Annotated in this window: 27 protein-coding genes and 1 tRNA gene; 13 read left to right on the top strand and 15 right to left on the bottom strand. The window is 61.9% G+C overall.

Features of this window, described 5'->3' with window-relative positions; translation table 11 throughout:
* Positions 1–92 precede the first annotated feature (92 nt).
* Positions 93–2,318: an NADP-dependent isocitrate dehydrogenase gene (locus ACIQUI_RS07545; protein ID WP_403196632.1), complete on the bottom strand. Its 2,226-nt coding sequence runs from the start codon at positions 2,316–2,318 to the stop codon at positions 93–95.
* 414 nt (positions 2,319–2,732) lie between these two features.
* Here ACIQUI_RS07545 and icd point away from each other — a divergent pair, with 414 nt between their 5' ends.
* A complete protein-coding gene (gene icd, locus ACIQUI_RS07550; protein WP_284356947.1) occupies positions 2,733–3,989 on the top strand; it encodes an NADP-dependent isocitrate dehydrogenase in 1,257 nt (418 codons plus the stop codon).
* Between the two features lie 73 nt (positions 3,990–4,062).
* Here icd and cspD read toward each other — a convergent pair whose 3' ends face one another.
* On the bottom strand, positions 4,063–4,323 hold the full coding sequence (gene cspD / locus ACIQUI_RS07555) for a cold shock domain-containing protein CspD (protein ID WP_403196635.1): 261 nt from the start codon (positions 4,321–4,323) through the stop codon (positions 4,063–4,065).
* A 230-nt stretch (positions 4,324–4,553) separates the two neighbouring features.
* Between cspD and clpS the strand changes: the two genes are divergently transcribed.
* Both clpS and clpA read left to right on the top strand, forming a co-directional pair.
* Positions 4,554–4,916, top strand: coding sequence for an ATP-dependent Clp protease adapter ClpS (gene clpS / locus ACIQUI_RS07560; RefSeq protein ID WP_013973290.1), 363 nt, complete (start codon positions 4,554–4,556; stop codon positions 4,914–4,916).
* A 30-nt stretch (positions 4,917–4,946) separates the two neighbouring features.
* Positions 4,947–7,217, top strand: a complete 2,271-nt coding sequence (clpA, locus tag ACIQUI_RS07565; protein ID WP_403196638.1) for an ATP-dependent Clp protease ATP-binding subunit ClpA — start codon at positions 4,947–4,949, stop codon at positions 7,215–7,217.
* Positions 7,218–7,383: 166 nt separating this feature from the next.
* On the opposite strand, the gene infA is transcribed toward clpA, so the two are convergent.
* The 3 genes from infA to aat all read right to left on the bottom strand — a co-directional run bounded on the left by infA (position 7,384) and on the right by aat (position 9,148).
* Positions 7,384–7,602 (bottom strand): translation initiation factor IF-1, encoded by a 219-nt coding sequence (gene infA, locus ACIQUI_RS07570; protein ID WP_002553999.1) that lies wholly within the window; start codon positions 7,600–7,602, stop codon positions 7,384–7,386.
* 101 nt (positions 7,603–7,703) lie between these two features.
* Positions 7,704–8,411 (bottom strand): arginyltransferase, encoded by a 708-nt coding sequence (locus ACIQUI_RS07575; protein WP_403196641.1) that lies wholly within the window; start codon positions 8,409–8,411, stop codon positions 7,704–7,706.
* Positions 8,412–8,467: 56 nt separating this feature from the next.
* Positions 8,468–9,148, bottom strand: coding sequence for a leucyl/phenylalanyl-tRNA--protein transferase (gene aat, locus ACIQUI_RS07580; RefSeq protein ID WP_403196642.1), 681 nt, complete (start codon positions 9,146–9,148; stop codon positions 8,468–8,470).
* A gap of 353 nt (positions 9,149–9,501) precedes the next feature.
* Here aat and ACIQUI_RS07585 point away from each other — a divergent pair, with 353 nt between their 5' ends.
* The 6 genes from ACIQUI_RS07585 (at position 9,502) to cysG (ending at position 17,167) form a co-directional block, all read left to right on the top strand.
* Entirely contained in the window at positions 9,502–12,069 is a 2,568-nt protein-coding gene (locus ACIQUI_RS07585) for a DNA translocase FtsK (RefSeq protein WP_403196644.1), read from the top strand.
* 62 nt (positions 12,070–12,131) lie between these two features.
* Positions 12,132–12,755, top strand: a complete 624-nt coding sequence (lolA, locus tag ACIQUI_RS07590) for an outer membrane lipoprotein chaperone LolA (RefSeq protein ID WP_403196646.1) — start codon at positions 12,132–12,134, stop codon at positions 12,753–12,755.
* 12 nt (positions 12,756–12,767) lie between these two features.
* Positions 12,768–14,093: a replication-associated recombination protein A gene (locus tag ACIQUI_RS07595; protein ID WP_403196649.1), complete on the top strand. Its 1,326-nt coding sequence runs from the start codon at positions 12,768–12,770 to the stop codon at positions 14,091–14,093.
* Positions 14,090–14,464 (top strand): fluoride efflux transporter CrcB, encoded by a 375-nt coding sequence (crcB, locus tag ACIQUI_RS07600; RefSeq protein ID WP_391135039.1) that lies wholly within the window; start codon positions 14,090–14,092, stop codon positions 14,462–14,464. The genes ACIQUI_RS07595 and crcB overlap by 4 nt, the downstream gene beginning before the upstream one ends.
* Positions 14,465–14,494: 30 nt before the next feature.
* Entirely contained in the window at positions 14,495–15,775 is a 1,281-nt protein-coding gene (serS, locus tag ACIQUI_RS07605; protein WP_403196651.1) for a serine--tRNA ligase, read from the top strand.
* Positions 15,776–17,167 carry a siroheme synthase CysG gene (gene cysG, locus ACIQUI_RS07610; protein WP_403196654.1) on the top strand — a complete coding sequence of 464 codons (1,392 nt, stop codon included), beginning with the start codon at positions 15,776–15,778 and terminating at the stop codon, positions 17,165–17,167.
* A 124-nt stretch (positions 17,168–17,291) separates the two neighbouring features.
* Here the strand turns inward: cysG and ACIQUI_RS07615 are convergent, their stop codons facing one another.
* From ACIQUI_RS07615 to ACIQUI_RS07650, 8 genes are all read right to left on the bottom strand, one after another.
* Entirely contained in the window at positions 17,292–18,251 is a 960-nt protein-coding gene (locus ACIQUI_RS07615; protein WP_403196657.1) for a glutathione S-transferase family protein, read from the bottom strand.
* Between the two features lie 96 nt (positions 18,252–18,347).
* On the bottom strand, positions 18,348–19,349 hold the full coding sequence (locus ACIQUI_RS07620) for a glycosyl transferase family protein (protein WP_403196660.1): 1,002 nt from the start codon (positions 19,347–19,349) through the stop codon (positions 18,348–18,350).
* Positions 19,346–19,681: a TusE/DsrC/DsvC family sulfur relay protein gene (locus tag ACIQUI_RS07625; RefSeq protein WP_403196662.1), complete on the bottom strand. Its 336-nt coding sequence runs from the start codon at positions 19,679–19,681 to the stop codon at positions 19,346–19,348. Before ACIQUI_RS07625 ends, ACIQUI_RS07620 begins: the two co-directional genes overlap by 4 nt.
* Positions 19,678–19,974, bottom strand: coding sequence for a sulfurtransferase complex subunit TusB (gene tusB, locus ACIQUI_RS07630; protein WP_403196665.1), 297 nt, complete (start codon positions 19,972–19,974; stop codon positions 19,678–19,680). The genes ACIQUI_RS07625 and tusB overlap by 4 nt, the downstream gene beginning before the upstream one ends.
* The gene (gene tusC / locus ACIQUI_RS07635; RefSeq protein ID WP_403196668.1) at positions 19,974–20,333 is read right to left on the bottom strand and encodes a sulfurtransferase complex subunit TusC; all 360 of its coding nucleotides are present in this window, start codon (positions 20,331–20,333) and stop codon (positions 19,974–19,976) included. The genes tusB and tusC overlap by 1 nt, the downstream gene beginning before the upstream one ends.
* Position 20,334: 1 nt before the next feature.
* Positions 20,335–20,727 carry a sulfurtransferase complex subunit TusD gene (gene tusD, locus ACIQUI_RS07640; protein WP_144173979.1) on the bottom strand — a complete coding sequence of 131 codons (393 nt, stop codon included), beginning with the start codon at positions 20,725–20,727 and terminating at the stop codon, positions 20,335–20,337.
* 96 nt (positions 20,728–20,823) lie between these two features.
* The gene (locus tag ACIQUI_RS07645; RefSeq protein ID WP_286110629.1) at positions 20,824–22,203 is read right to left on the bottom strand and encodes a nucleobase:cation symporter-2 family protein; all 1,380 of its coding nucleotides are present in this window, start codon (positions 22,201–22,203) and stop codon (positions 20,824–20,826) included.
* Positions 22,204–22,428: 225 nt separating this feature from the next.
* A complete protein-coding gene (locus tag ACIQUI_RS07650) occupies positions 22,429–23,100 on the bottom strand; it encodes a Bax inhibitor-1/YccA family protein (RefSeq protein WP_403196670.1) in 672 nt (223 codons plus the stop codon).
* Positions 23,101–23,234: 134 nt separating this feature from the next.
* Between ACIQUI_RS07650 and ACIQUI_RS07655 the strand changes: the two genes are divergently transcribed.
* From ACIQUI_RS07655 to arfB, 4 genes are all read left to right on the top strand, one after another.
* Positions 23,235–23,322, top strand: a tRNA-Ser gene (locus tag ACIQUI_RS07655).
* A gap of 90 nt (positions 23,323–23,412) precedes the next feature.
* A complete protein-coding gene (trbK, locus tag ACIQUI_RS07660; protein WP_403196671.1) occupies positions 23,413–23,661 on the top strand; it encodes an entry exclusion lipoprotein TrbK in 249 nt (82 codons plus the stop codon).
* 87 nt (positions 23,662–23,748) lie between these two features.
* The gene (locus ACIQUI_RS07665) at positions 23,749–23,928 is read left to right on the top strand and encodes a hypothetical protein (RefSeq protein WP_403196673.1); all 180 of its coding nucleotides are present in this window, start codon (positions 23,749–23,751) and stop codon (positions 23,926–23,928) included.
* Positions 23,929–24,046: 118 nt separating this feature from the next.
* Complete coding sequence (arfB, locus tag ACIQUI_RS07670; RefSeq protein ID WP_403196675.1) at positions 24,047–24,460, top strand: alternative ribosome rescue aminoacyl-tRNA hydrolase ArfB; 414 nt, start codon at positions 24,047–24,049, stop codon at positions 24,458–24,460.
* Between the two features lie 37 nt (positions 24,461–24,497).
* On the opposite strand, the gene ACIQUI_RS07675 is transcribed toward arfB, so the two are convergent.
* Together ACIQUI_RS07675 and ACIQUI_RS07680 are read right to left on the bottom strand one after the other, a co-directional pair.
* Entirely contained in the window at positions 24,498–24,767 is a 270-nt protein-coding gene (locus tag ACIQUI_RS07675; RefSeq protein ID WP_403196678.1) for a DUF3077 domain-containing protein, read from the bottom strand.
* Between the two features lie 84 nt (positions 24,768–24,851).
* Positions 24,852–25,094 carry a hypothetical protein gene (locus tag ACIQUI_RS07680; RefSeq protein ID WP_403196681.1) on the bottom strand — a complete coding sequence of 81 codons (243 nt, stop codon included), beginning with the start codon at positions 25,092–25,094 and terminating at the stop codon, positions 24,852–24,854.
* Between the last annotated feature and the right edge of the window lie 505 nt (positions 25,095–25,599).

The following is a 25,599-nucleotide window of genomic DNA, read 5'->3' on the forward strand; positions in this document are numbered from 1 at the left end:
AAGCCCGCGAAGGGCCGCAAAGCGGCCCCAATGTCCAGAAAGCACAAACCCCGGTGCGTGGCCGGGGTTTGGGCTGTTACTTCAAGCGAACCTTACAGGGCAGCAATGGCGCTGTTCAGGGTCTGGCTTGGGCGCATCACCTTGGCGGTCAGCTCGGCATCCGGGGCGTAGTAGCCCCCGATGTCGGCCGGCTTGCCCTGAACGGCGTTGAGCTCGGCGACGATGGTCTCCTCGTTCTCGGTCAGGGTTTTTGCCAGTGGGGCGAAGCGTGCCTGCAGGGCAGCGTCGTCAGCCTGGGCAGCCAGGGCCTGGGCCCAGTACAGGGTCAGGTAGAAGTGGCTGCCGCGGTTGTCGATACCACCGACTTTGCGCGAAGGCGACTTGTTGGTGTCGAGGAACTTGCCGGTGGCCTGGTCCAGGGTGTTGGCCAGAACCTTGGCGCGCGGGTTGGCGTAGGTGTTGCCCAGGTGCTCCAGGGAAGCGGCCAGGGCCAGGAATTCACCCAGCGAGTCCCAACGCAGGAAGTTCTCTTCAACCAGCTGCTGCACGTGCTTCGGTGCCGAACCGCCGGCGCCGGTTTCGAACAGGCCACCGCCGTTCATCAGCGGCACGATCGACAGCATCTTGGCGCTGGTGCCCAGCTCCATGATCGGGAACAGGTCGGTCAGGTAGTCGCGCAGCACGTTGCCGGTCACCGAAATGGTGTCCTTGCCTTCGCGAATGCGGGCCAGGGAGAACTTGATAGCGTCGACCGGGGCCAGAACACGGATGTCCAGGCCGGCAGTGTCGTGATCCTTCAGGTACTTCTGTACCTTCTCGATCATCACGCCGTCGTGGGCGCGGGCCGGGTCCAGCCAGAACACCGCAGGGGTGTTGCTCAGGCGGGCACGGTTGACGGCCAGCTTGACCCAGTCCTGGATAGGCGCGTCCTTGGTCTGGCACATGCGGAAGATGTCACCGGCTTCGACGTTCTGCTCCAGTACGACGTTGCCTTTGCCATCGACCACGCGAACTACGCCGTCGGCCTTGATCTGGAAGGTCTTGTCGTGGGAGCCGTACTCTTCGGCCTTTTGTGCCATCAGGCCAACGTTCGGCACGCTGCCCATGGTGGTCGGGTCGAAGGCACCGTTAGCCTTGCAGTCTTCGATGGTGGCCTGGTAGATGCCGGCGTAGCAGCGGTCCGGGATCACGGCCTTGGCGTCTTGCAGTTCGCCAGCGGTGTTCCACATCTTGCCCGAGTCACGGATCATGGCCGGCATCGAGGCGTCGACGATGACGTCGCTCGGCACGTGCAGGTTGGTGATGCCTTTGTCGGAGTTGACCATGGCCAGTGCTGGGCGCTCGGCGTACAGCGCCTGGATGTCGGCTTCGATCTCGGCCTGCTTGTCGGCTGGCAGGTCTTTGATGCGGGCGTACAGGTCGCCGATACCGTTGTTGGCGTTGAAGCCTACCTGGGCCAGCGCAGCGGCGTGCTTGGCCAGCACGTCGTTGTAGAACTCTTCGACGATGACGCCGAACATGATCGGGTCGGAAACCTTCATCATGGTGGCTTTCAGGTGCACCGACAGCAGCACGCCGGAAGCCTTGGCATCGGCGATCTGCTCGGCGATGAAGGCTTTCAGGGCCTTGCGGCTCATGGTGGCGCAGTCGATGATTTCGGCGGCCTTGACGGCGGTCTTTTCTTTCAGGACGGTGGTGTTGCCGTCTTTGGCAACCAGCTCGATGCGCAGGCTGTCGTCAGCTTCGATCAGTGCGGCTTTCTCGCTGCCGTAGAAGTCGCCCTGGGTCATGTGGGCAACGTGCGACTTGGAGTCGGCGGCCCAGGCGCCCATCTTGTGCGGGTGCTTGCGCGCGTAGTTCTTCACCGACAGCGGTGCGCGGCGGTCGGAGTTGCCTTCGCGCAGTACCGGGTTCACGGCCGAACCCTTGATACGGTCGTAGCGGGCACGGGATTCTTTTTCTTCCGCGGTGGCCGGCTCGTCGGCGTAGTCAGGGATGTTGAAGCCCTTGCCTTGCAGTTCCTTGATCGCGGCCTTGAGCTGCGGTACCGAGGCGCTGATGTTCGGCAGCTTGATGATGTTGGCTTCAGGGGTGGTAGCCAGTTGGCCCAGTTCCGCCAGGTGATCGCCTACTTGCTTCTCTGCGCCCAGTTGCTCCGGGAAGGCGGCAAGGATACGGCCGGCCAGGGAGATGTCGCGGGTTTCGACGGCGATGTCAGCCGAAGCGGTGAACGCTTCGATGATCGGCAGCAGCGAGTAGGTGGCGAGGGCGGGGGCTTCGTCGGTGAAGGTATAGATGATCTTGGAACGGGTGGGCATGCGGGTTAACTCTCTGTGTGCTGAGCGTGCTCGAGTCTCGTGGTGCGCAGGGTAGGCGCATCGCCCTGGCAACGCCATGAGCGGAAAGTCGAGAGGCTGCGAGCGGTGATGGTGGATGCATCAGTCGAGCGTCAAGTGCTGGGGTGCGGTAACAACCCAGGCTTTACGGCCATTCATGGCCTAGGGCGGTCCGCATTTTCCTGGGATTCGCCCCGATGACCCTTCGGTCGCGGCGGAGTATACCAAACCATTCGGGCTAATCAGCAAGGCCAAGTGATATCGGCCCATTTATAAGACCAAAGACGTAGCGGCAATGTGGCGGGTTGTCGCATGCCTTGCAGGTCGGCAGATGTGGTTTAGGCTCATTGCATCGCATGATTTCCAAACCACACCCGAAAGCGGAGTAGTGCAAGCATGGGATACCAGAAAATCAAGGTTCCGACCGACGGCACCAAGATCACCGTCAATGCAGACCATTCGCTCAATGTGCCTGATAACCCCATCATTCCTTATATCGAAGGCGACGGGATCGGTGTCGATGTCTCGCCAGTGATGATCAAGGTGGTCGATGCCGCCGTGCAGAAAGCCTACGGCGGTAAGCGCAAGATCGCCTGGATGGAAGTGTATGCCGGCGAAAAAGCCACCCAGGTGTACGACCAGGACACCTGGCTACCCCAGGAAACCCTCGATGCCGTGCGCGATTACGTGGTGTCGATCAAGGGCCCGCTGACCACCCCGGTGGGTGGGGGTATCCGTTCGCTGAACGTGGCCTTGCGCCAGCAGCTGGACCTGTACGTGTGCCTGCGCCCGGTGCTGTGGTTCCAGGGCGTGCCGAGCCCGGTGAAAAAGCCCGGCGATGTCGACATGGTGATCTTCCGCGAGAACTCCGAAGACATCTATGCCGGTATCGAGTGGAAGGCCGGCTCGCCCGAGGCCAACAAGGTGATCAAGTTCCTCAAGGAGGAAATGGGTGTCACCAAGATCCGCTTCGACCAGGACTGCGGCATTGGTGTGAAGCCCGTTTCCAAAGAGGGCACCAAGCGCCTGGTGCGCAAGGCCCTGCAATACGTGGTGGACAACGACCGCGAGTCGCTGACGCTGGTGCACAAGGGCAACATCATGAAGTTCACCGAGGGTGCCTTCAAGGACTGGGGCTACGAGGTGGCACGTGACGAGTTCGGTGCCGAACTGCTCGACGGCGGCCCGTGGATGAAGTTCAAGAACCCCAAGACCGGCCGCGAGGTCATCGTCAAGGACGCCATCGCCGATGCCATGCTGCAGCAGATCCTGCTGCGCCCGGCCGAGTACGATGTGATTGCTACCCTCAACCTCAACGGTGACTACCTGTCCGACGCGCTGGCGGCGGAGGTGGGCGGTATCGGCATTGCCCCGGGCGCCAACCTGTCCGACACCGTGGCCATGTTCGAGGCTACCCATGGCACCGCGCCCAAGTACGCCGGGCAGGACAAGGTCAACCCGGGCTCGGTGATTCTCTCGGCAGAAATGATGCTGCGGCACATGGGCTGGGCCGAGGCGGCCGACCTGATCATCAAGGGCACCAACGGTGCGATCGGGGCCAAGACTGTGACTTACGACTTCGAGCGCCTGATGGATGGCGCCACGCTGGTGAGCAGTTCAGGCTTTGGCGATGAAATGATCAAGCATATGTAAGGCAATAGAAAACCGGCCGCTTCCCATAAAGAAGCGGCCGGTTTTTTCGTATACCGGCAGACGGCGCTGCAGATCAGGCGTCGGCAGTGCTGCTGGCTGGCCGTGCGCTGGCCGGCGCTGGCGAGGCAGTCGAAGCTCGGCTGATGTTGATCGCGTGCAGGCCTTTGGGGCCTTGGATGATCTCGAAACTCACGGCTTCACCGGCCTTGAGCGTCTTGTATCCTTCCATCTGGATGGCTGAGTAATGGGCGAACAAGTCTTCATGCTTGCCTTCTTCATTGATGAATCCATAGCCCTTGGCATTGTTGAACCACTTGACTTTACCGCTTGCCATCCCTATGTCCCTCTGCAAAGGACTCCATCACTGGAGTATCATCCACTTCATCCGCATACGAACCTTGCGAAAAATCTGGTTGACTGCGCGGATCTTTATCGCCCACGGTGGGTTCTTATTGGTTGTAACACCGTTTTGCCGATAGTCAAGGTCGCCCGGCGCCTGCGCTGGCGGTGGCCTGTGCAGCCAACCCACAACCTTAACCTGACGCTCATGATGAAATTCTTTCCATGCATGCACCTAGTGAGATTCGACTAACATTCAATCAGGATCGCCCGCAATCGAATGAGGACGACGGCTCAGGTCTTGCAGTTCAGGAAGCCAAGCCGATCCTGCAGGCGCCACCGATGTACAAGGTGGTTTTGTTCAACGATGACTACACGCCAATGGATTTCGTCGTCGAAGTGCTCGAGACGTTCTTCAATCTGAACCGCGAGCTGGCGACCAAGATCATGCTGACCGTCCATACCGAGGGGCGGGCAGTGTGCGGATTGTTTACCCGTGACATCGCCGAAACAAAGGCTATGCAGGTCAACCAATACGCCAGGGAAAGCCAGCATCCGCTACTCTGTGAAATCGAGAAGGACGGTTAATCGCCGACCACTTGGGTATGAGGTGAAGCTATGTTAAACCGCGAGCTCGAAGTCACCCTCAATCTGGCCTTCAAGGAGGCTCGTTCGAAGCGTCATGAGTTCATGACCGTCGAACATCTGCTGTTGGCACTCCTTGACAATGAGGCTGCCGCGACCGTTCTGCGCGCCTGTGGCGCCAATCTCGACAAGCTCAAGCACGACCTGCAAGAGTTCATCGATTCCACCACGCCGTTGATCCCTGTCAACGACGAAGACCGTGAAACCCAGCCAACCCTGGGCTTCCAGCGTGTGCTGCAGCGTGCCGTGTTCCACGTGCAAAGCTCTGGCAAGCGCGAAGTGACCGGCGCCAACGTGCTGGTGGCGATCTTCAGCGAACAGGAAAGCCAGGCCGTGTTCCTGCTCAAGCAGCAGAGCGTGGCCCGTATCGACGTGGTCAACTACATCGCCCATGGCATCTCCAAGGTGCCGGGCCATGGTTCCAATGCTGAAAGCGACCAGGAGATGCAAGACGAGGAGGGTGGTGAATCGTCCTCGTCGAGCAACCCGCTGGACGCCTATGCCAGCAACCTGAACGAGCTGGCCCGGGCCGGGCGTATCGACCCGCTGGTAGGCCGCGAGCAGGAAGTGGAGCGCGTGGCGCAGATCCTGGCGCGCCGGCGCAAGAACAACCCGTTGCTGGTGGGTGAGGCAGGCGTCGGCAAGACGGCCATCGCCGAAGGCCTGGCCAAGCGCATTGTCGATGGCCAGGTGCCTGACCTGCTGGCACAAAGCGTGGTGTACTCGCTCGACCTGGGTGCGCTGCTGGCCGGTACCAAGTACCGCGGCGATTTCGAGAAGCGCTTCAAGGCGCTGCTCGGCGAACTGCGCAAGCGCCCGCAGGCGATCTTGTTCATTGACGAAATCCACACCATCATCGGTGCCGGTGCGGCGTCGGGCGGGGTGATGGACGCCTCCAACCTGCTCAAGCCGTTGCTGTCGTCGGGGGAGATTCGTTGCATCGGCTCCACCACGTTCCAGGAGTTTCGCGGCATCTTCGAGAAAGACCGGGCCCTGGCTCGGCGCTTCCAGAAGGTGGATGTCAGCGAGCCTTCGGTCGAAGACACCGTGGGCATCCTGCGCGGCCTGAAAGGGCGTTTCGAGAGCCACCACAACATCGAGTACAGCGACGAAGCCCTGCGCGCCGCTGCCGAACTGGCTTCGCGCTACATCAATGACCGGCACATGCCGGACAAGGCCATCGACGTGATCGACGAAGCGGGCGCCTACCAACGCCTGCAGCCAGAGGCCAACCGCGTCAAGCGTATCGACGTGCCGCAAGTCGAAGACATCGTCGCCAAGATCGCGCGGATTCCGCCGAAGCACGTCACCAGTTCCGACAAGGAGCTGCTGCGTAACCTTGAGCGTGACCTGAAGCTGACCGTATTCGGCCAGGACCAGGCCATCGACTCGCTGTCTACCGCCATCAAGCTGTCCCGCGCTGGCCTGAAGTCGCCAGACAAGCCTGTCGGTTCGTTCCTGTTCGCCGGCCCTACCGGCGTCGGCAAGACCGAAGCGGCGCGCCAGCTGGCCAAGGCGCTGGGCGTGGAACTGGTGCGGTTCGACATGTCCGAGTACATGGAGCGCCACACCGTGTCGCGCCTGATCGGTGCGCCTCCTGGGTATGTGGGGTTCGACCAGGGTGGTTTGCTGACCGAGGCAATTACCAAGCAACCGCACTGCGTATTGCTGCTTGACGAAATCGAGAAGGCCCACCCGGAAGTCTTCAACCTGCTGTTGCAGGTGATGGACCACGGTACCCTGACCGACAACAACGGGCGCAAGGCCGACTTCCGTAACGTGATCCTGATCATGACCACCAACGCTGGCGCGGAAACCGCGGCGCGGGCCTCGATCGGTTTCACCCATCAGGACCATGCGTCCGATGCCATGGAAGTGATCCGCAAGAGCTTCACGCCAGAGTTCCGTAACCGCCTGGATACCATCATCCAGTTCGGCCGCCTGAGCACCGAGACGATCAAGAGCATCGTCGACAAGTTCCTTATCGAACTGCAGGCGCAGCTGGAAGACAAGCGGGTACTGCTGGAGGTCAGCGATGATGCACGCGGCTGGCTGGCGGTGGCGGGCTATGACGCGCAGATGGGTGCGCGGCCAATGGCGCGGCTGATCCAGGACAAGATCAAGCGGCCGCTGGCCGAGGAGATCCTGTTTGGTGAACTGGCCGAGCATGGCGGTGTGGTGCACATCGACCTGCGCGATGGCGAGCTGGTGTTCGACTTCGAGACCACGGCCGAGGTTGCGTGATATTGGGGCCGCTTTGCGGCCCTTCGCGGGCACGCCCGCTCCCACAGGTGATAGCTAACCCCCCTGTGGGAGCGGGCATGCCCGCGAAGGGCTGCAACGCAGCCCCCTACCATCTTGAAGGCACAAAAAAGCCCGGCACATGGCCGAGCTTTTTCATGGCTTGAGCTTAGCGCGCACGGTAAGTGATGCGGCCCTTGCTCAGGTCGTACGGCGTCAGTTCGACGCGGACCTTGTCGCCAGTGAGAATACGGATGTAGTTTTTGCGCATCTTTCCGGAGATGTGCGCGGTTACGACGTGCCCGTTTTCCAACTCCACGCGGAACATGGTGTTGGGCAGGGTGTCGACGACAGTACCTTCCATTTCGAAGCTGTCTTCTTTCGACATGCAGTAGAACCCTCGGATCCAGTGTTGGCCCGACGCATAACCGCACCGGGCAAAAAAGTGGCGTGGATTATGCCGGAAAAGTGTGTGTCAAGCCAAGGCTTTCAGTTGAGGGTGACCCAGCGCTGGTTAATCAGCAGCTCGATTGGCCGATACTGCGTCTTGTAATTCATTTTTTTGCAGTTCTTGATCCAGTACCCCAGGTAAACCGCCTCCAGCTCCTGGCGCAGGGCTTCGGTGATTTGCCACAGGATGGCAAAGCGGCCAAGGCTGCGCCGCTCTTCGTCCGGCTCGTAGAAGGTGTACACCGCCGACATGCCGTTGGGCAGCAGGTCGCACACTGCCACCGCCATCAGCCGGCCCTCCAGGCGGAACTCGTAAAACCAGCAGAACGGCAGGTCGCGCACCAGGAAGGTGGAAAACTGGTCGCGGCTGGGCGGGTACATGTCACCGTCGGCGTGGCGCGTTTCGATATAGCGCCAGTACAGCTCGAAGTACTCTTCCTTGAACGTTGGGCGTGCTGCCGTCACGGTCAGGTCGGCGTTGCGCTTGAGAATGCGCCGTTGCTGGCGGTTGGGGATGAAGCGCGCCACCGGGATGCGGGCCGGTACGCAGGCGTTGCAGTTCTGGCAATGAGGCCGGTACAGGTGGTCGCCACTGCGCCGAAAGCCCATTTCCGACAGGTCGGCGTACACGTTCACGTCCATCGGCTGGCTGGGGTCGAGGAACAGTGTGGTTGCCTGTTCCTCGGGCAGGTAGCTGCAGGAGTGGGGCTGAGTGGCATAGAACTTCAACCGCGCCAACTCTGTCATGATCAACCCCTTCGGTGAGACTTTGTTTTAAGTGTAAGCCAGCTACGCAAACTCGCCTAGGCAACCCATGTGGCGCTGTTGGGCTGGTCGAGGTGGCGTGCCAGGTAGCCGGCGAACTCGGCGCGGCTGATCGCGTGGGCGCCCAGGCTGTGCAGGTGGTTGGTCGGCATCTGGCAGTCGATCAACACGAAACCGGCCTGACGCAGGTGGTTGACCAAGGTCACGAAGCCAACCTTGGAGGCATTGTCGGCACGGCTGAACATCGACTCGCCGAAGAACAGCTGGCCCATGGCCAGGCCGTACAGGCCACCGACCAACTCGCCGTCCTGGCGTACCTCCACCGAGTGGGCGATGCCGCGCCGGTGCAGTTCGCAGTAGGCATTGCGCATGGTGTCGGTGATCCACGTGCCGTCGGCATAGTCGCGCGGCGCGGCGCAGGCGGCGATCACGGCAGGGAAGTCGGTATCGAAGCTGACCTGATAGCGGCCCTGGCGCATCAGCTTGGCCAGCGAACGCGACACGTGCAGCTGGCCTGGCAGCAGCACGGTGCGCGGGTCGGGTGACCACCACAGGATCGGTTGGCCGTCCTGGTACCACGGGAAGCAACCGTGGCGATAGGCCTGCACCAGGCGCTCGGGGGTAAGGTCGCCGCCGGCCGCCAGAAGGCCGTTGGGGTCGTGCAGGGCCTTTTCCAGGGGCGGGAAGGTCAGCGAGTCGCGGGTTAGCCAGGTGAGCATGGTCTATCGTGCGGTGGGGGAGGGGAGCGGGCAGCATGGCGCGGGTGAAAAGCAGGGTCAATCTCTTTGGCTTCTTCGCCCTCGGAGCCTGCACGGGACCTGTGGGAGCGGGCGCGCCCGCGAAGAGGCCGCTACAGGCAATGAAATTAGGCAATTTCCTACACATTCATGAAACCGCAGGCACCATCCGCTACATTTGCTGTCACACCTGTGCAAAAACACAGCATAAGCCTTTGTCACAAAAGAAAATGCATGCTCAAATTGCACCTATATGAAAGTCGCCCCCGGCCAAAGCTCCATACGGCGTGCCGCCATGGCGGCTGGCGGGCAGTAATGTTAAAAGTAGTGGTTCATTGGCCCTACAGCCGGCCGATCACTATTGGACGCGCAGCACGCGCAGGAATAGACGCGTTTTGAAGAAATCCACCGCAACCCCAGCTCCCTTGCCCGTGCCCCTGTGGCGGCAGCAGCTGCATTATCGCCTCAAGGAAGGTGCGTTGATCGCTGTCGGCGCCCTGTGCCTGTACCTGTGGATGGCGCTGCTGACCTACGATACGTCGGACCCAGGCTTCAGCCACACCGCCACCGTCGACCAGGTGCAGAACGCCGCCGGGCGTGCCGGCGCCTACTTCGCCGACATCCTGTTCATGGTGCTGGGTTACTTCGCCTATATCTTCCCGCTGCTGCTGGCGGTAAAGACCTGGCAGATTTTCCGTGAACGCCACCAGCCGTGGGACTGGAGCGGCTGGCTGTTCTCCTGGCGGCTGATCGGCCTGGTGTTCCTGGTGCTGTCCGGGGCGGCGTTGGCGCATATCCACTTCCACCCACCGGCCAGCCTGCCGTTTTCCGCGGGTGGTGCACTGGGCGAAAGCCTGGGTGACCTGGCGCGCAACCTGCTGAACGTGCAGGGCAGCACGCTGATGTTCATAGCCCTGTTCCTGTTCGGCCTGACCGTGTTCACCGACTTGTCGTGGTTCAAGGTGATGGACCTGACCGGCAAGATCACCCTCGACTTGTTCGAGCTGGTGCAGGGCGCGGCCAACCGCTGGTGGGAGGCGCGCAACGAGCGCAAGCGCCTGGAAGCGCAGCTGCGCGAGGACGAGCCGGTGGTCAAGGCTGCGCCGATGGCCGCTGAGAAACGCGAGCCAGCCAAGCCGGCGCTGCGTGAGCGTATCTTCAAGCGTGAAGAAGCGCCCGCAGCGGTCGTCGAACCGCGCGAACCGACCCTGGGCCGCGAGCCAGTCGTGCCACCCCGTGAGCCAACCGTCGCCCGTGAACCGGTGGTGCCACGCGAACCGGTAGTACCCCGTGTGCAGCCTGCAACCCCGATGATCGTGCCGCCGGCAGCCGACAAGGCGCCAGAGCCGAGCAAGCGGGTGATGAAAGAGAAACAGGCGCCGTTGTTCATCGACAGCGCCGTGGAAGGCACCTTGCCGTCGATCTCCATCCTCGACCCGGCCGAGCAGAAGAAGATCGAGTACTCGCCAGAATCCCTCGCTGGCGTCGGCCAGCTGCTGGAAATCAAGCTCAAGGAGTTCGGCGTGGAAGTGGCGGTGGACTCGATCCACCCCGGCCCGGTGATTACCCGTTACGAAATCCAGCCGGCCGCTGGCGTGAAGGTCAGCCGCATTGCCAACCTGGCCAAAGACCTGGCGCGCTCGCTGGCGGTTACCAGTGTGCGGGTGGTCGAGGTGATCCCCGGCAAGACCACCGTGGGTATCGAAATCCCCAACGAAAACCGGCAGATGGTGCGCTTCTCCGAAGTGCTGGCCACGCCACAGTACGACGAGCAGAAGTCGCCGGTCACCCTGGCCCTGGGCCACGACATCGGCGGCAAGCCGGTCATTACCGACCTGGCCAAGATGCCGCACCTGCTGGTGGCCGGTACTACCGGTTCCGGTAAGTCGGTGGGCGTGAACGCCATGATTCTGTCGATCCTGTTCAAGTCCAGCCCGGAAGACGCGCGGCTGATCATGATCGACCCGAAAATGCTTGAACTGTCGATCTACGAAGGCATCCCGCACCTGCTGTGCCCGGTGGTCACCGACATGAAGGACGCCGCCAACGCCCTGCGCTGGAGCGTGGCCGAGATGGAGCGGCGCTACAAGCTGATGGCGGCCATGGGTGTACGTAACCTGGCCGGCTTCAACCGCAAGATCAAGGATGCCCAGGAAGCCGGCGAAATCATCCATGACCCGCTGTATCGCCGTGAGAGCATGGACGACGAGCCCCCTGCGCTGAAGACCCTACCGACCATCGTGGTGGTGGTGGACGAGTTCGCCGACATGATGATGATCGTCGGCAAGAAGGTCGAAGAGCTGATCGCCCGTATCGCCCAAAAGGCGCGGGCGGCCGGTATCCACCTGATTCTCGCCACCCAGCGCCCGTCGGTGGATGTGATCACCGGCCTGATCAAGGCCAACATCCCCACCCGCATGGCGTTCCAGGTATCCAGCAAGATCGACTCGCGCACCATCATCGACCAGGGTGGTGCCGAGCAGTTGCTGGGCCATGGTGACATGCTGTATATGCCGCCGGGCACCAGCCTGCCGATTCGCGTGCACGGCGCGTTCGTTTCCGACGACGAAGTGCACCGCACGGTAGAAGCCTGGAAACTGCGCGGCGCGCCGGACTACAACGACGACATCCTCAATGGCGTGGAAGAGGCCGGTAGCGGCTTTGATGGCGGCGGCGGCGGTGGCGATGGGGACGATGCAGAAACCGATGCCCTGTATGATGAAGCCGTGCAGTTCGTGCTGGAAAGCCGCCGTGCTTCCATTTCTGCCGTGCAACGCAAACTGAAGATCGGCTACAACCGTGCTGCGCGCATGATCGAGTCGATGGAAATGGCTGGCGTTGTCACCCCGATGAACAGCAACGGCTCGCGGGAAGTGATTGCCCCGGGCGGCCCGCGCGACTGATGAACACCTTGCCGGGCGCCAACGGTGGCGCCCGGCCTTTTCAATGCTCAATGAGGATTACCATGCGCGCGATTCGCATGCTGTTGGTTTCTGCCCTGGCTCTGGGCAGCGCTTCGGCTTTTGCCGGTGAGCAAGATGTGCAACGCCTGACCCAGCTGCTGGAAAAGTCGCAGACCATCGAGGCCAATTTCTCGCAGTTGACCCTGGGTGCCGACGGCGCCAGCCTGCAGGAAACCGCTGGCCAGATGACCGTGAAGCGCCCGGGCCTGTTCTACTGGCACACCGATGCGCCGCAGGAGCAAGTAGTGGTGTCTGACGGCAAGATGGTGACCCTGTGGGACCCGGACCTGGAGCAGGCAACCATCAAGAAGCTCGACGTGCGCCTGAACCAGACCCCGGCATTGCTGCTGTCCGGTGACGTGTCGAAGATCAGCCAGAGCTTCGACATCACCTCCAAGCAGCAGGGCGACGTGATGGACTTCACCCTCAAGCCGAAAACCAAGGACACCCTGTTCGACTCGCTGCGCGTGTCGTTCCGCAAAGGCCTGATCAATGACATGCAGCTGATCGACAGTGTCGGCCAGCGCACCAACATCCTGTTCAATGGCGTCAAGGCCAACCAGGCGGTGCCGGACAGCAAGTTCAAGTTCGACATCCCTAAAGGCGCGGACGTGATCAAGGAGTAACCGGAGCTCGTCATGGACCTGTTTCGAAGCGAACCCGTCGCCCAGCCACTGGCCGCCCGCCTGCGCCCGTCCAACCTGGACGAATACGTCGGCCAGGAGCACCTGCTGGCGCGCGGCAAACCGCTGCGCGAAGCGCTGGAGCAGGGTGCGCTGCACTCGATGATCTTCTGGGGGCCGCCGGGGGTGGGCAAGACCACCCTTGCGCGGCTGCTGGCACAATTCTGCGATGCGCACTTCGAAACCGTATCGGCGGTACTGGCCGGGGTAAAAGAGATTCGTCAGGCCGTTGAAGTGGCCAAGCAGCAGGCTGGCCAGTATGGCCGCCGTACCATTCTGTTCGTTGATGAAGTGCACCGCTTCAACAAGTCGCAGCAGGATGCCTTCTTGCCCTACGTGGAGGACGGCACCCTGCTGTTCATTGGCGCGACCACTGAAAACCCGTCCTTCGAGCTTAACAACGCGTTGTTGTCGCGGGCGCGGGTCTATGTGCTCAAGAGCCTGGACGAGGCGGCACTGCGCAAGCTGGTCAACCGTGCGCTGAGCGAAGAGCGCGGCCTGGGCAAGCGCAACCTGCGGGTGGGCGACGATGCCTTCAGGATGCTGATGGCTGCCGCCGATGGCGATGGCCGGCGCATGCTCAACTTCCTCGAGAACGCTTCTGACCTTGCTGAAGACGGCAGCGAGATCGACGTCGAGATGCTACAGAGCCTGCTCGGTGACAGCCGCCGACGGTTCGACAAGGGTGGCGAGGCGTTCTACGACCAGATTTCCGCGCTGCACAAGTCGGTGCGCGGTTCCAACCCTGATGGCGCCCTGTACTGGTTTGCGCGCATGCTCGATGGCGGCTGTGATCCGCTGTACATTGCCCGACGCGTGGTGCGCATGGCCAGCGAGGACATCGGCAACGCCGACCCGCGTGCGCTCAGCCTGTGCCTTGCGGCCTGGGATGTCCAGGAGCGCCTGGGTAGCCCCGAGGGCGAGCTGGCGGTGGCCCAGGCCATTACCTACCTTGCTTGTGCACCCAAGAGCAACGCGGTGTACATGGGCTTCAAGACCGCGCTGCGCGAAGCCGCCGAGCATGGTTCGCTGGAGGTGCCGTTGCACCTGCGCAACGCCCCGACCAAACTGATGAAGCAACTGGGCTATGGCGACGAGTACCGCTATGCCCACGATGAGCCCGACGCTTACGCCGCCGGTGAAGATTACTTCCCCGACGAACTGGAGCCCCGCCAGTACTACCAGCCAGTGCCCCGTGGCCTGGAGCTGAAGATTGGCGAGAAGCTGCGCCACCTGGCAGACCTCGACCGCAACAGCCCCCGTCAACGGAGAAAACCGTGATTGCACTCATCGCCGCGGTCAGCGCCGGCGGTATCGCCGGTACCTTGCTGCGCTTTGCTACCGCCAACTGGGTAACGGCCCACTGGCCACGGCACTTCTATGCCGGTACGCTGGCGGTCAACCTGGTCGGCTGCCTGTTGATCGGCCTGCTTTACGGCCTGTTCCTGCACAAGCCGCTGGTGCCGGTCGAGTTGCGCGCTGGCCTGATTGTCGGCTTCCTCGGCGGCCTTACGACCTTTTCCTCCTTCTCGCTCGACACCGTGCGCCTGATGGAAAGCGGGCAGGTGCCCCTTGCCTTGGGCTATACCGGTATCAGCGTAGTGGGCGGGCTGCTCGCGACCTGGGCCGGCCTGTCCCTGACCCGATTCTGAACCAACACCTACCTATAACGAGAGAACGATATGCTCGATTCCAAACTGTTACGCGGCCAACTTCAGGAAGTGGCGCAACGCCTGGCCTCCCGTGGCTTCAGCCTGGATGTCGCGCGCATCGAATCACTGGAAGAGCGCCGCAAGGCGGTGCAGACCCGCACCGAGCAGCTGCAAGCCGAGCGTAACGCCCGTTCCAAGTCCATCGGTCAGGCCAAGGCCAAGGGCGAAGACATCGCGCCGCTGATGGCCGATGTCGAGCGCATGGCCAATGAACTGGCCGCCGGCAAGATTGAACTGGACGGCATCCAGGCTGAACTGGACGGCATCCTGCTGACCATCCCCAACCTGCCAGACGCCAGCGTACCGGTCGGTGCCAGCGAAGACGACAACGTCGAAGTGCGTCGCTGGGGCACGCCTAAGGCTTTCGACTTTGAAATCAAGGACCACGTCGCCCTGGGTGAAGTCAGCGGTGGCCTGGACTTCGAGGCCGCAGCCAAGCTGTCCGGCGCCCGCTTTGCCGTGCTGCGTGGCCCGATCGCCCGCCTGCACCGCGCCCTGGCGCAGTTCATGATCAATTTGCACACCGGCGAGCACGGCTACGAGGAGCACTACACCCCGTACCTGGTGCAGGCCCCGGCCCTGCAGGGTACCGGCCAGCTGCCGAAGTTCGAGGAAGACCTGTTCAAGATCACCCGCGAAGGTGAGGCAGATTTCTACCTGATCCCGACTGCCGAAGTGTCGCTGACCAACCTGGTGGCCGATCAGATCCTCGATGCCAAGCAGCTGCCACTGAAACTGGTTGCCCACACCCCGTGCTTCCGCAGTGAAGCCGGCGCTTCTGGCCGTGACACCCGCGGCATGATCCGCCAGCACCAGTTCGACAAGGTCGAGATGGTGCAGGTGGTGGAGCCGGCCAAGTCGATGGAAGCCCTGGAAGGCCTGACCGCCAACGCCGAGCGCGTACTGCAACTGCTGGAGCTGCCCTATCGCGTGCTGGCCCTGTGCACCGGCGACATGGGCTTTGGCGCCGTGAAAACCTACGACCTGGAAGTGTGGGTGCCGAGCCAGGACAAGTACCGCGAAATCAGCTCGTGCTCCAACTGCGGCGACTTCCAGGCGCGCCGCATGCAGGCCCGCTGGCGCAACCCGGAAACCGGCAAGCCAGAGCTGGTGCACACCCTCAACGGCTCCGGCCTGGCGGTAGGCCGTACCCTGGTTGCGGTGCTGGAGAACTACCAGCAGGCCGATGGTTCGATCCTGGTGCCGCAAGTGCTGAAGCCGTACATGGGCGGCGTCGAGGTCATCCGCTAAATGGATTACCTGCCGCTGTTCCACAAGCTGCAGGGCGGCCGCGTGCTGGTCGTCGGTGGCGGTGAGATCGCTTTGCGCAAGGCACGCCTGCTGGCGGATGCCGGTAGTGTGCTGCGCGTAGTGGCGCCGGATGTCGACGGCCAGTTGGCCGCGTTGGCCCGGGAAGGTGGCGGTGAGGTGCTGGTGCGTGGCTATCAGGCAGCCGACCTGGTTGGTTGCCGACTGGTGATCGCAGCTACCGACGACCCTGGGCTGAACGCCCAGGTGTCGGCGGATGCGCAGGCCCTCAGCCTGCCAGTCAACGTGGTGGATGCACCGGCCTTGTGCACGGTGATCTTCCCGGCGATTGTCGACCGTTCACCCTTGGTGATTGCAGTGTCCAGTGGCGGTGACGCCCCGGTACTGGCGCGGTTGATTCGCGCCAAGCTTGAGGCCTGGATACCGTCGGCCTATGGTGAGCTGGCCGGGCTGGCTGCGCGTTTCCGGCACAAGGTGAAATCCTTGTACCCGGACGTCAACCAGCGTCGTGGCTTCTGGGAGACCGTGTTCCAGGGGCCGATTGCCGAGCGCCAGCTGGCCGGGCAGGGCGCCGAGGCCGAACGCCTGTTACAGGCGATGGTAGACGGTGCGCCGGTGCAGCAGGGCGGTGAGGTGTACCTGGTAGGTGCGGGCCCGGGCGACCCGGACTTGCTCACCTTCCGTGCCTTGCGCCTGATGCAGCAAGCCGACGTGGTGCTGTACGACCGCCTTGTGGCGCCTGCGATCATCGAGATGTGTCGGCGTGATGCCGAGCGCATCTACGTGGGTAAGCGCCGCGCCGACCATGCCGTGCCGCAGGACCAGATCAACCGGCTGCTGGTCGATCTGGCTCAGCAGGGCAAGCGTGTGCTGCGCCTGAAGGGTGGCGACCCGTTCATCTTCGGCCGGGGTGGCGAAGAGATCGAAGAGCTGGCCGAGCATGGCATTCCGTTCCAGGTGGTGCCGGGCATTACGGCGGCCAGTGGGTGTTCTGCTTATGGCGGGATTCCCCTGACTCACCGCGACTATGCCCAGTCAGTGCGCTTTGTGACCGGGCACTTGAAGGATGGCACCAGCAACCTGCCGTGGGATGACCTGGTGGCGCCGGCGCAGACCTTGGTGTTCTACATGGGGCTGGTGGGTTTGCCGACCATCTGTGCCGAGCTGATTCGCCACGGGCGGGCGGCCAGTACGCCTGCTGCGTTGGTGCAGCAGGGGACTACACGTAACCAGCGGGTGTTTACCGGTACGTTGGCGGACTTGCCAGAGCTGGTGGCCCGGCATGAAGTGCATGCGCCGACCCTGGTGATTGTCGGGGAAGTGGTGCAGTTGCGCGACAAGCTGGCGTGGTTCGAAGGTTCGCAAACCAGCTGAAATCGCCGGGGCCGCTTTGCGGCCCTATCGCGACACAAGGCCGCTCCTACAGGTCCACGCATTGCGCGGTCCTTGTAGGAGCGGCCTTGTGTCGCGATAGGGCTGCAAAGCAGCCCCAAGAATCTCAAGCCTGCCAGATTCCTTTACCCGCCAACCGCTCCCGGTCATGCGCCAGGCCAAAGTCCTGCAAAGGCCCTTTTGGCACGATCCCGTTGGGGTTGATGGTCTTGTGGCTCATGTAATAGTGCTTCTGGATATGCTCCATATCCACCGTTCCCGCCACGCTAGGCCACTGGTACAGCTCACGCAGCCAGTTGGACAGGTTGTGGTAGTCGCTCAGGCGGCGCAGGTTGCACTTGAAGTGCCCGTGATACACCGCATCGAAGCGCACCAGCGTGGTGAACAGGCGCACATCGGCCTCGGTCAGGTATTCACCCGCCAGGTAGCGATTGCGGCTCAGCAAGTCTTCCAGATAATCCAGTTCGTTGAACACATCGTCGAACGCCGACTCGTAGGCGTCTTGCGTGGTGGCAAAGCCTGCCCGGTACACGCCGTTGTTCACGGCTGGGTAAATGCGCTCGTTAAGTGCCTCGATGGTGGGGCGCAGTGGCTCCGGGTACAGGTCCAGCGTATTGCCGGTCAGCTCGTTGAACGCGGTGTTGAAGATACGGATGATCTCCGACGACTCATTGTTGACGATGCGTTTCTCTTGCTTGTCCCACAGCACAGGCACGGTCACGCGCCCGGTGTAGTGCGGGTCATCCAGGGTGTAACGTTGGTGCAGGTACTGCAAGGCGTCGAGGTGGTCACCGGTAGAGCCTTGCTGCACATCGAACGTCCAGCCGTGGTCCTGCATCAGCCAGCTGACCACCGATACATCGATCAATGGCTCGAGGCCTTTGAGGGCACGGAAAATCAAGGTGCGGTGGGCCCATGGGCAGGCCAGCGAGACGTACAGGTGGTAACGGCCGGCCTCGGGGGCGGGCAGTTGATTGCGGCGCTGGGCGTTTTCGCGTTTGAACGTGCCGTCCTTGCCGTTTTCATACCACTGGTCATGCCAGCGGCCGTCGATCAAAAGGCCCATGAGTGAGCTCCTCGGAACAAAGTTGTTTGTCGTTGGAGCCCAGTCTAGGCCAAATCGTTCGAATAAATAGCGCAAATAACCGGGGTTAATGATCGGCTAAATCGATTTGTTGCGCGTATCCCAGTAGCCTTGGGCTGTTGTGAACGCCTGCTCGCGGTCCTGCCCCAAGCCACGCAAGGCCAAGGCCATGGTAGCAATGAGGGCCTTCTCGCCATAGCTGTCTTCGACCTCGCCACGCCAGCACGCCAGCAAGTGCTCGGCTTGCAGGCTGGCCGGTTTGACATGGCGGCGCTCGCTCAGCGCTGGCCACTCTTCGTCCCACGCTTCGCCTGCCGTGGTGCCGTAGAGGTGGCTGATGACGTCGGGGTTGACCTCGATCTCGCCGCCATCGCCCTTGATCACCACGGCATGATCGCCCAGCAGGCGGCTGGCCTCACGGTGCACCGCCTGGTAGCCGGGGTGGAAGATGCTTTGCAGGCCGCAGCGTGCGCCCAGCGGGTTGAGCACGCGTGCCAGTGAGTGGATGGGCGAGCGCAAGCCCAATGTGTTGCGCAGGTCGATCATGCGCTGCAACTGCGGCGCCCAGTCGTGCAGCGGGATAAACGCAAGCTGGTGCTGGTCAAGCGCGCTACCGACCGCGGCCCAGTCGCGGCACAGCGGAATCTGCAAAAGGTCCAGCAGTTGCTCACTGTACATGCGCCCGGCAGTGTGGGCGCCGCCGCCGTGCATCAGAATGCGCACACCGTTGCCAGCCAGGCACTTGGCTGCCAGCAGGTACCATGGCAGGTGGCGCTTCTTGCCGGCGTAGGTGGGCCAGTCCAGGTCCACCGCAATGCTCGGCGCCTGCAGGTGGGCGCGCAGGGCCTCGGTGAAGCCGGCCAGCTCCTCGGCGCTTTCTTCCTTGTGGCGCAGCAGCATCAGAAAGGCACCCAGCTGGGTGTCTTCAACTTTGCCTTCCAGCAGCAGGGTCATGGCTGCGCGGGCTTCTTCGCGGGTCAGGCCACGCGCGCCGCGCTTGCCTTTGCCGAGAATGCGCACGAATTCGGCGAACGGGTGTTCGGCCGGGGTTTGCAGTGTCAAAGGGCGAGGTTCGGTCATATGCAGTTGGTCGGTTTGGGCAGGCCCGCCAGCTTGGCGGCAAGTTTGGCAGGGGTGCCGTTGAACAGGCGGTTCAGGTGCGGGCTGTTGCCCTTTTCCGGGCCCAGTTTCAGGGCCGTGTACTTGATCAGCGGGCGCGTGGCCGGCGACAGCTGGTATTCATGGTAGAACTGGCGCAGCAGTTCGAGGATTTCCCAGTGGTCAGCGGTCAACGGGATGCCCTCGCGTTCGGCCAGGGCCTCGGCGGCAGCGTGGGACCAGTCTTGCAGGTCGACCAGAAAACCGTCCTTGTCCAGGGCGATGGCGTTTTCGCCAACGTTGAGCGTATTCATAGCCAGGTGTTGACCTTGTCAAAGTGCAGCGACAGTTCGACAAACGCGGCGTAGTCCACGGCCTTGGCCAGGCCGTTGTCGACCGCGCGGGCCTGCACGTCTTCTGCAAGGGCGAACAGGCGCTGGGCCAGGCCGGCAGCTTGCAACAGCTGGTGCGGCTCGCTACCGCTGCGTAAGGCATACACAGCATCGCCGCACAGCAGCAGCGCGTCGTCGGCGCTCAGCAGGCGCAGGCAGCTGGCCAGGCGATCGTCGCCAAACGGGGAGTGGGCAATTACATGCAGGGTTGTCATCAGAGCGTTACCACCTGGTCGAAACGGGCGATCAGCGCGGTCAGGGCCGTGTCATCGAGCACTTGCACTGGCAGTGCCAGGGTGTCGGCTGCCAGGCCACGGCGGGTGAGACTGTGGCTACAGGCTAACAACTCGTCAACGCCAAACATGGGCAGTGCTTGCAGGTTGGCTGCCAGGTTCTTCTGTTGCACGGCGGTGGGTCGCTGGCCCGGGGCGAGCTGGAACACCCCGTCGTCGAGGAACAGCATGCCCAGCGGCAGGTCGAACGCGCCGCCGGCCAGGGCGATGTCCAGCGCTTCGCGGGCGGATGGGCCGTTCCACGGTGCCTGACGGCTGATGATCAGTAGCGATTTGGCCATTTCAGTCGCCTCCAAAGCAGACAAGGCGGTCGGCAACCTGCGCTGCCTCATGCAACTGGCCAAGCCCCGAGAGTTCCCAGGGTTTGGGCAGGTTCACGGCCGGGCGCTGGTAGCGGTTGGCCTCGGCTTCATCGAGCACGCCACGGCGCAGGGCGGCGGCAATGCACACCACGGCGTCCAGCTGGTTGGCCTCGATGAAGGCGCGCCATTGGCCCGCCACATCCAGTTCGTCCTGGGGGGCGACCACGTTGGCCGAGGCACTGTGCACCCCGTCCTGATAGAAGAACAACCGGGCAATCTCATGCCCGCCGGCCAGCACCGCCTCGGCATAGCGCAAGGCGCGCCGCGAAGAGGGCGCATGGGCCGGAGAGAACACCGCGATAGCGAATTTCATGGGTAACTCATGCAAAGGAATGGTGCCATGATAAAGCAAAAAAGCCCGCGCCCGCTTGTGCATGGCGGGGCGGGCTTTCTATGCGGCCTGAAGGGCTCAGGCCTGTTCCTTGCTCTCCGGCAGGAACCAGTTCAACACCAGGGCACAGATACCGCCCGTGGCTACACCCGACTCCAGCACATTGCGGATCGCTGCCGGCATGTGCGCCAGGAACTCCGGCACTTGCGCAACACCCAGGCCCAACGCCAAAGACACCGCAATAATCAGCAGCGCCCGACGATCCAGCCGCGTGCTGGCCAGAATATTGATCCCCGAAGCCGCAACCGCACCGAACATCACCATGGCCGCACCACCCAGTACCGGCTCCGGCACCGCCTGAATCACCCCGGCAACGCTCGGGAACAGGCCCAGCAGCACCAGCATCACGGCAATCCAGATACCGATATGACGGCTGGCGATACCGGTCAACTGAATCACACCGTTGTTCTGCGCAAAGATCGAGCTGGGGAAAGTGTTGAACAAGCCGGCCAGCAGCGAATTGGCACCGTTGACCAGCACGCCGCCCTTGATCCGCTGCATCCACACCGGCCCTTCGACCGGTTGGCGTGACACCTTGCTGGTGGCGGTAACGTCACCGATGGCTTCCAGCGAAGTCACCAGGTAAATCACCAGCATCGGAATGAACAGCGCCCACGAGAAGCCCAGGCCAAAGTGCAGCGGCGTAGGCACCTGGAACAGCGCGGCTTCATGCATGCCGGTGAAGTCCAGGCGGCCCATGTACCCGGCCAGCGCATAGCCAACCGCCAGGGCGATGACGATGGCGCAGCTGCGCATCCACACCACCGGCACGCGGTTGAGTATCACGATGATCGCCAGTACCACGCCCGACAGCAGCAGGTTATCGCCATTGGCGAAGGTGCCGTTGGCCATGGCGCCAAAGCCGCCACCCATGCTGATCAGGCCGACTTTGATCAGCGTCAGGCCGATCATCAGCACCACGATGCCGGTCACCAGCGGGGTGATCAGGCGTTTGACGAAGGGCAGGATGCGCGAAACGCCCATTTCCACGAACGATCCTGCGATCACCACACCGAAGATGGCTGCCATCACGCCTTCTACAGGCGTGCCCTGCTTGACCATCAATGCACCGCCGGCAATCAGCGGGCCGACGAAGTTGAAGCTGGTGCCCTGAACGATCAGCAGCCCGGCGCCGAATGGCCCGAAGCGTTTGCACTGAACGAAGGTGGCGATACCCGAGATCACCAGCGACATCGAAACGATCAGGTTGGTATCACGCGCCGAAACACCCAGCGCCTGGCAGATGAGCAGGCCAGGGGTAACGATCGGCACAATGATCGCCAGCAGGTGCTGCAGGGCGGCCAGCAGGCCGATCACCAGCCGTGGCTTGTCCTCAAGGCCAAGCACCAGTTCATTGGCAGGCGCCGCTGCGCCTGGGCTGTGTTCGTGTGAGCTCATTGCTGAAAGCTGCCCCGCAAGAAAAAAGGAGCGCATTCTACGGGGTGATGACGGATTGCGGTAGGGAAAAGCACGATGGCGGCATGATCGGCGATCATTTGCCTGATTATCTGACTTTTTAGTCAGTTATTGGCATGCACGACTGCTCCTACAACGGAAGTGGGATGGTGCCATTTTTCCCCACAAAAAAGCCCGCCGAAGCGGGCTTTCTCACACACCAATCAATCAGTCATCACGACCCATGATGCCAAACAGCTGCAGCAGGCTGACAAACAGGTTGTAGATCGACACATACAGGCTGATGGTCGCCATGATGTAGTTACGCTCGCCACCATGGATGATCGCGCTGGTCTGGAACAGGATGCACACCGACGAGAACAGCACGAAGCCAGCGCTGATCGCCAGTTGCAGGCCGCTGATCTGGAAGAAGAAGCTGGCCACCACAGCACCCAGCAGTACAAAGAAGCCCGCAGTGATGAAGCCACTGAGGAAGCTCATGTCCTTGCGGGTAATCAGCACATAGGCCGACAGACCACCAAACACCAGCGCAGTCATGGCAAACGCCGAGCTGACCACTTCAGCGCCACCGGCCATGCCCAGGTAACGGTTGAGGATCGGGCCGAGGATAAAGCCCATGAAGCCGGTGAGCGCGAAGGTGGACACCAGGCCCCAGGCCGAATCACGCAGCTTGTTGGTAATGAAGAACAGCCCGTAGAAGCCGATCAGCACCACGAACACGTTCGGGTAGCCGACGCGCATCTGCTGGGCCACGAAGGCCATGACACCGCTGAAGGCGAGGGTAAGGGCCAGCAGGCTGTACGTGTTGCGCAGGACCTTGCTGATCTCCTGCTGCTCGACCTGCTGGCCGTGGTGTACGGCGTAATCCTGTTCGCGCATTGCGACACTCCTTGGTAAAACCTGTGGTTTCGAACGTTCAGATGCTAGGAGTCTATCAGAGCTCCCACAACCCGCGACACAGAGAGTTTGACAGCGTGTTTCATTAAGGTATTATGGCGGCCGCAAAACGAGCTGGAAGCGTGGCCGAGTGGTTTAAGGCAACGGTCTTGAAAACCGTCGATGGGCAACTATCCTAGAGTTCGAATCTCTACGCTTCCGCCATATTCAAAGCCCTGATTTTTCAGGGCTTTTTGCGTTTTTGGGGCCTGCAAAACGGGCCTCTGGAGCAGGTCAATTCAAAGGAGTGAGTGGATGTACGTCGTGTCTTTTACCCGTTTGGTTGCAGCCCTTGGCATGGCGGTGAGCCTGGGCGCAGTTGCCGAAGACAGGGTGCCTGAGCCCAACGAAGCCAATTGCTCGGGTGAAACCTACGAGCAGATCCTGGCCAGCCTTGCCAAGGAATGGGACCGCAATGAGTTCATCGCGAACTGCAAGAGCTTCCATGCCGCCAGGGAGATGACCCAGTGGAAGTTCAAGAAAAGCCCGCCTGACGACTTCTGAGTCCACAAAAGCCCTGGATTTCTCAGGGCTTTCAGATTGTAGCCTGTGCCTTCTCACAAACGCTGTCGCTCGCACTCGGAAGCCGAAATGAACAAACTGATCCTGCCCACCGCCATCTTCGTAACCGTGATGATCGTAGGCACGATAGCCGATAACTTTGGCGTCACAGGCGGATGGAAAATAGGTGTGCTGTGCCTTGTGGCCGGTGCTGTTCAGATTGTGGTGACACGCCTTCAGCGTGCACCGCGCAAGAACGCGCAATCTTGAACACTGCGCCCCAGGCACTCCGCTCCCACAGGATCCCTGCTAAATCATCAAGTCATGTGCAGTTCTAGGAGAGAGCGGCGCAGGCGGTGATAATGGGGGCAACTGCAAGGGCCATGTCATGCTGACCATCTCCAACAACGTGCATCTGCCGGATGCCGAAATCGAACTGACCTACATCCGTGCGCAAGGCGCGGGTGGGCAGAATGTGAACAAGGTATCCAGCGCCGTGCACCTGCGCTTCGACATCCCGGCCTCATCGTTGCCCGTGTTCTACAAAGAGCGGCTGCTGGCGCTGCGCGACAGCCGCATCACCGGCGACGGCGTACTGATCATCAAGGCCCAGCAGTACCGCACCCAGGAGCAGAACCGGACCGACGCACTGGCGCGTCTTGCCGAGTTGATCATCGCTGCCGGCAAGACCGAGAAGAAACGCCGGCCCACCAAGCCTACCCTCGGCTCGAAAACCCGCCGCCTCGAAGGCAAAGCCAGGCGCAGTACTGTCAAGGCGGGGCGGGGCAAGGTGGAATTCTAGTGCTGGCGGTGGAGCGTTGCGTGGCTGGTCAACCCGATCAGCGCATCATGCCCAACTCGGCATCATCCATCAGCGCCTTGGCCAGCGCGCTCAGGTAATGCGCAGCCCAGATCATCATCGGCTTCTCATCCATCAAGCCGACAATCGTCAGTTCGCGCACATATCCCATCAACTCCGAAGCCTGCTCGCGGGCATTCTGGCAAGGGATGCCGGCTTCGATGCGGAACAGTGGGTGGGTCTGCTTTTCGCCTTGGTAGAACGTGGTCTTGCCTACGGTCGTTTTTTCGTTCGAATCGTCAGTCGTCATGGGGCCATCTCCCTGATCATCTAAAACCTGGGCGAGCACCTTCGCTGGTAACAGGGCCAGCCCAGGCAATACAGAACTTTCGGCTTAGTGCGGCGTTCGTGGCTCGTTCGGCGTCTGGGCCTGAATCAATGCGGATTCAAGCAACAAGCGCAGGGACTCAAGTTCATGGGTCGTCGCCATCATCAGGATCGATGCGGGTGATCTGGGATGCAGCAGCATCGCTTGTTGCGAAACGGCTAGCGCGCAGAGGGCGTAGTCTGAAGCCTGGATGAGGGTGTCTTCGAGGGAGTGGAGGGTGTGGGGTGGATCGGGGACCATCTTTAGCATTCCTATATCTCCAAATGGGCTGCACCGATCCTGCTGTCAAACAGGTTGGGTGGCAGCTGTGCGTGGGTTGACAGACCGGCGGACATAGGAAGTTCCGGCGCACGCAAGCGTGCCCCACGCGCAGCCGCCATCGAGGGCGCCGCAGAACCTATATACCGTTACGGCCTGTCAAAGCCGTGTCACTGATATGCAGCGACAGGCCCAGACTAGAGACCCAGCAGGGCACCCGCAATGGAAAATAGGCGGCAACAGTATCTTTGGGAAATGCCCTACAAGAAAGCGAAAAATTCTGATTTTTCGAAGCAGATTGACATCATTGCAGGCCGGTGGCCCGGTGCGGAATCTGTGGGAGATTCAATGGCTTCTGGCAATTGCGTCAGCGTTGCGAGGTGCTCGCCACGGCATTTTCAGCGCCTGGGAGATCGAGCGCCGCCCGCGCGGCGCTTCGCGGGGCAAGCCCGCTCCCACATTTGTTGCAACGTGGCCATGCCTGTAGAAGCGGCGT

The organism is Pseudomonas sp. NPDC090592 (assembly GCF_044769185.1).
Classification (GTDB): domain Bacteria; phylum Pseudomonadota; class Gammaproteobacteria; order Pseudomonadales; family Pseudomonadaceae; genus Aquipseudomonas.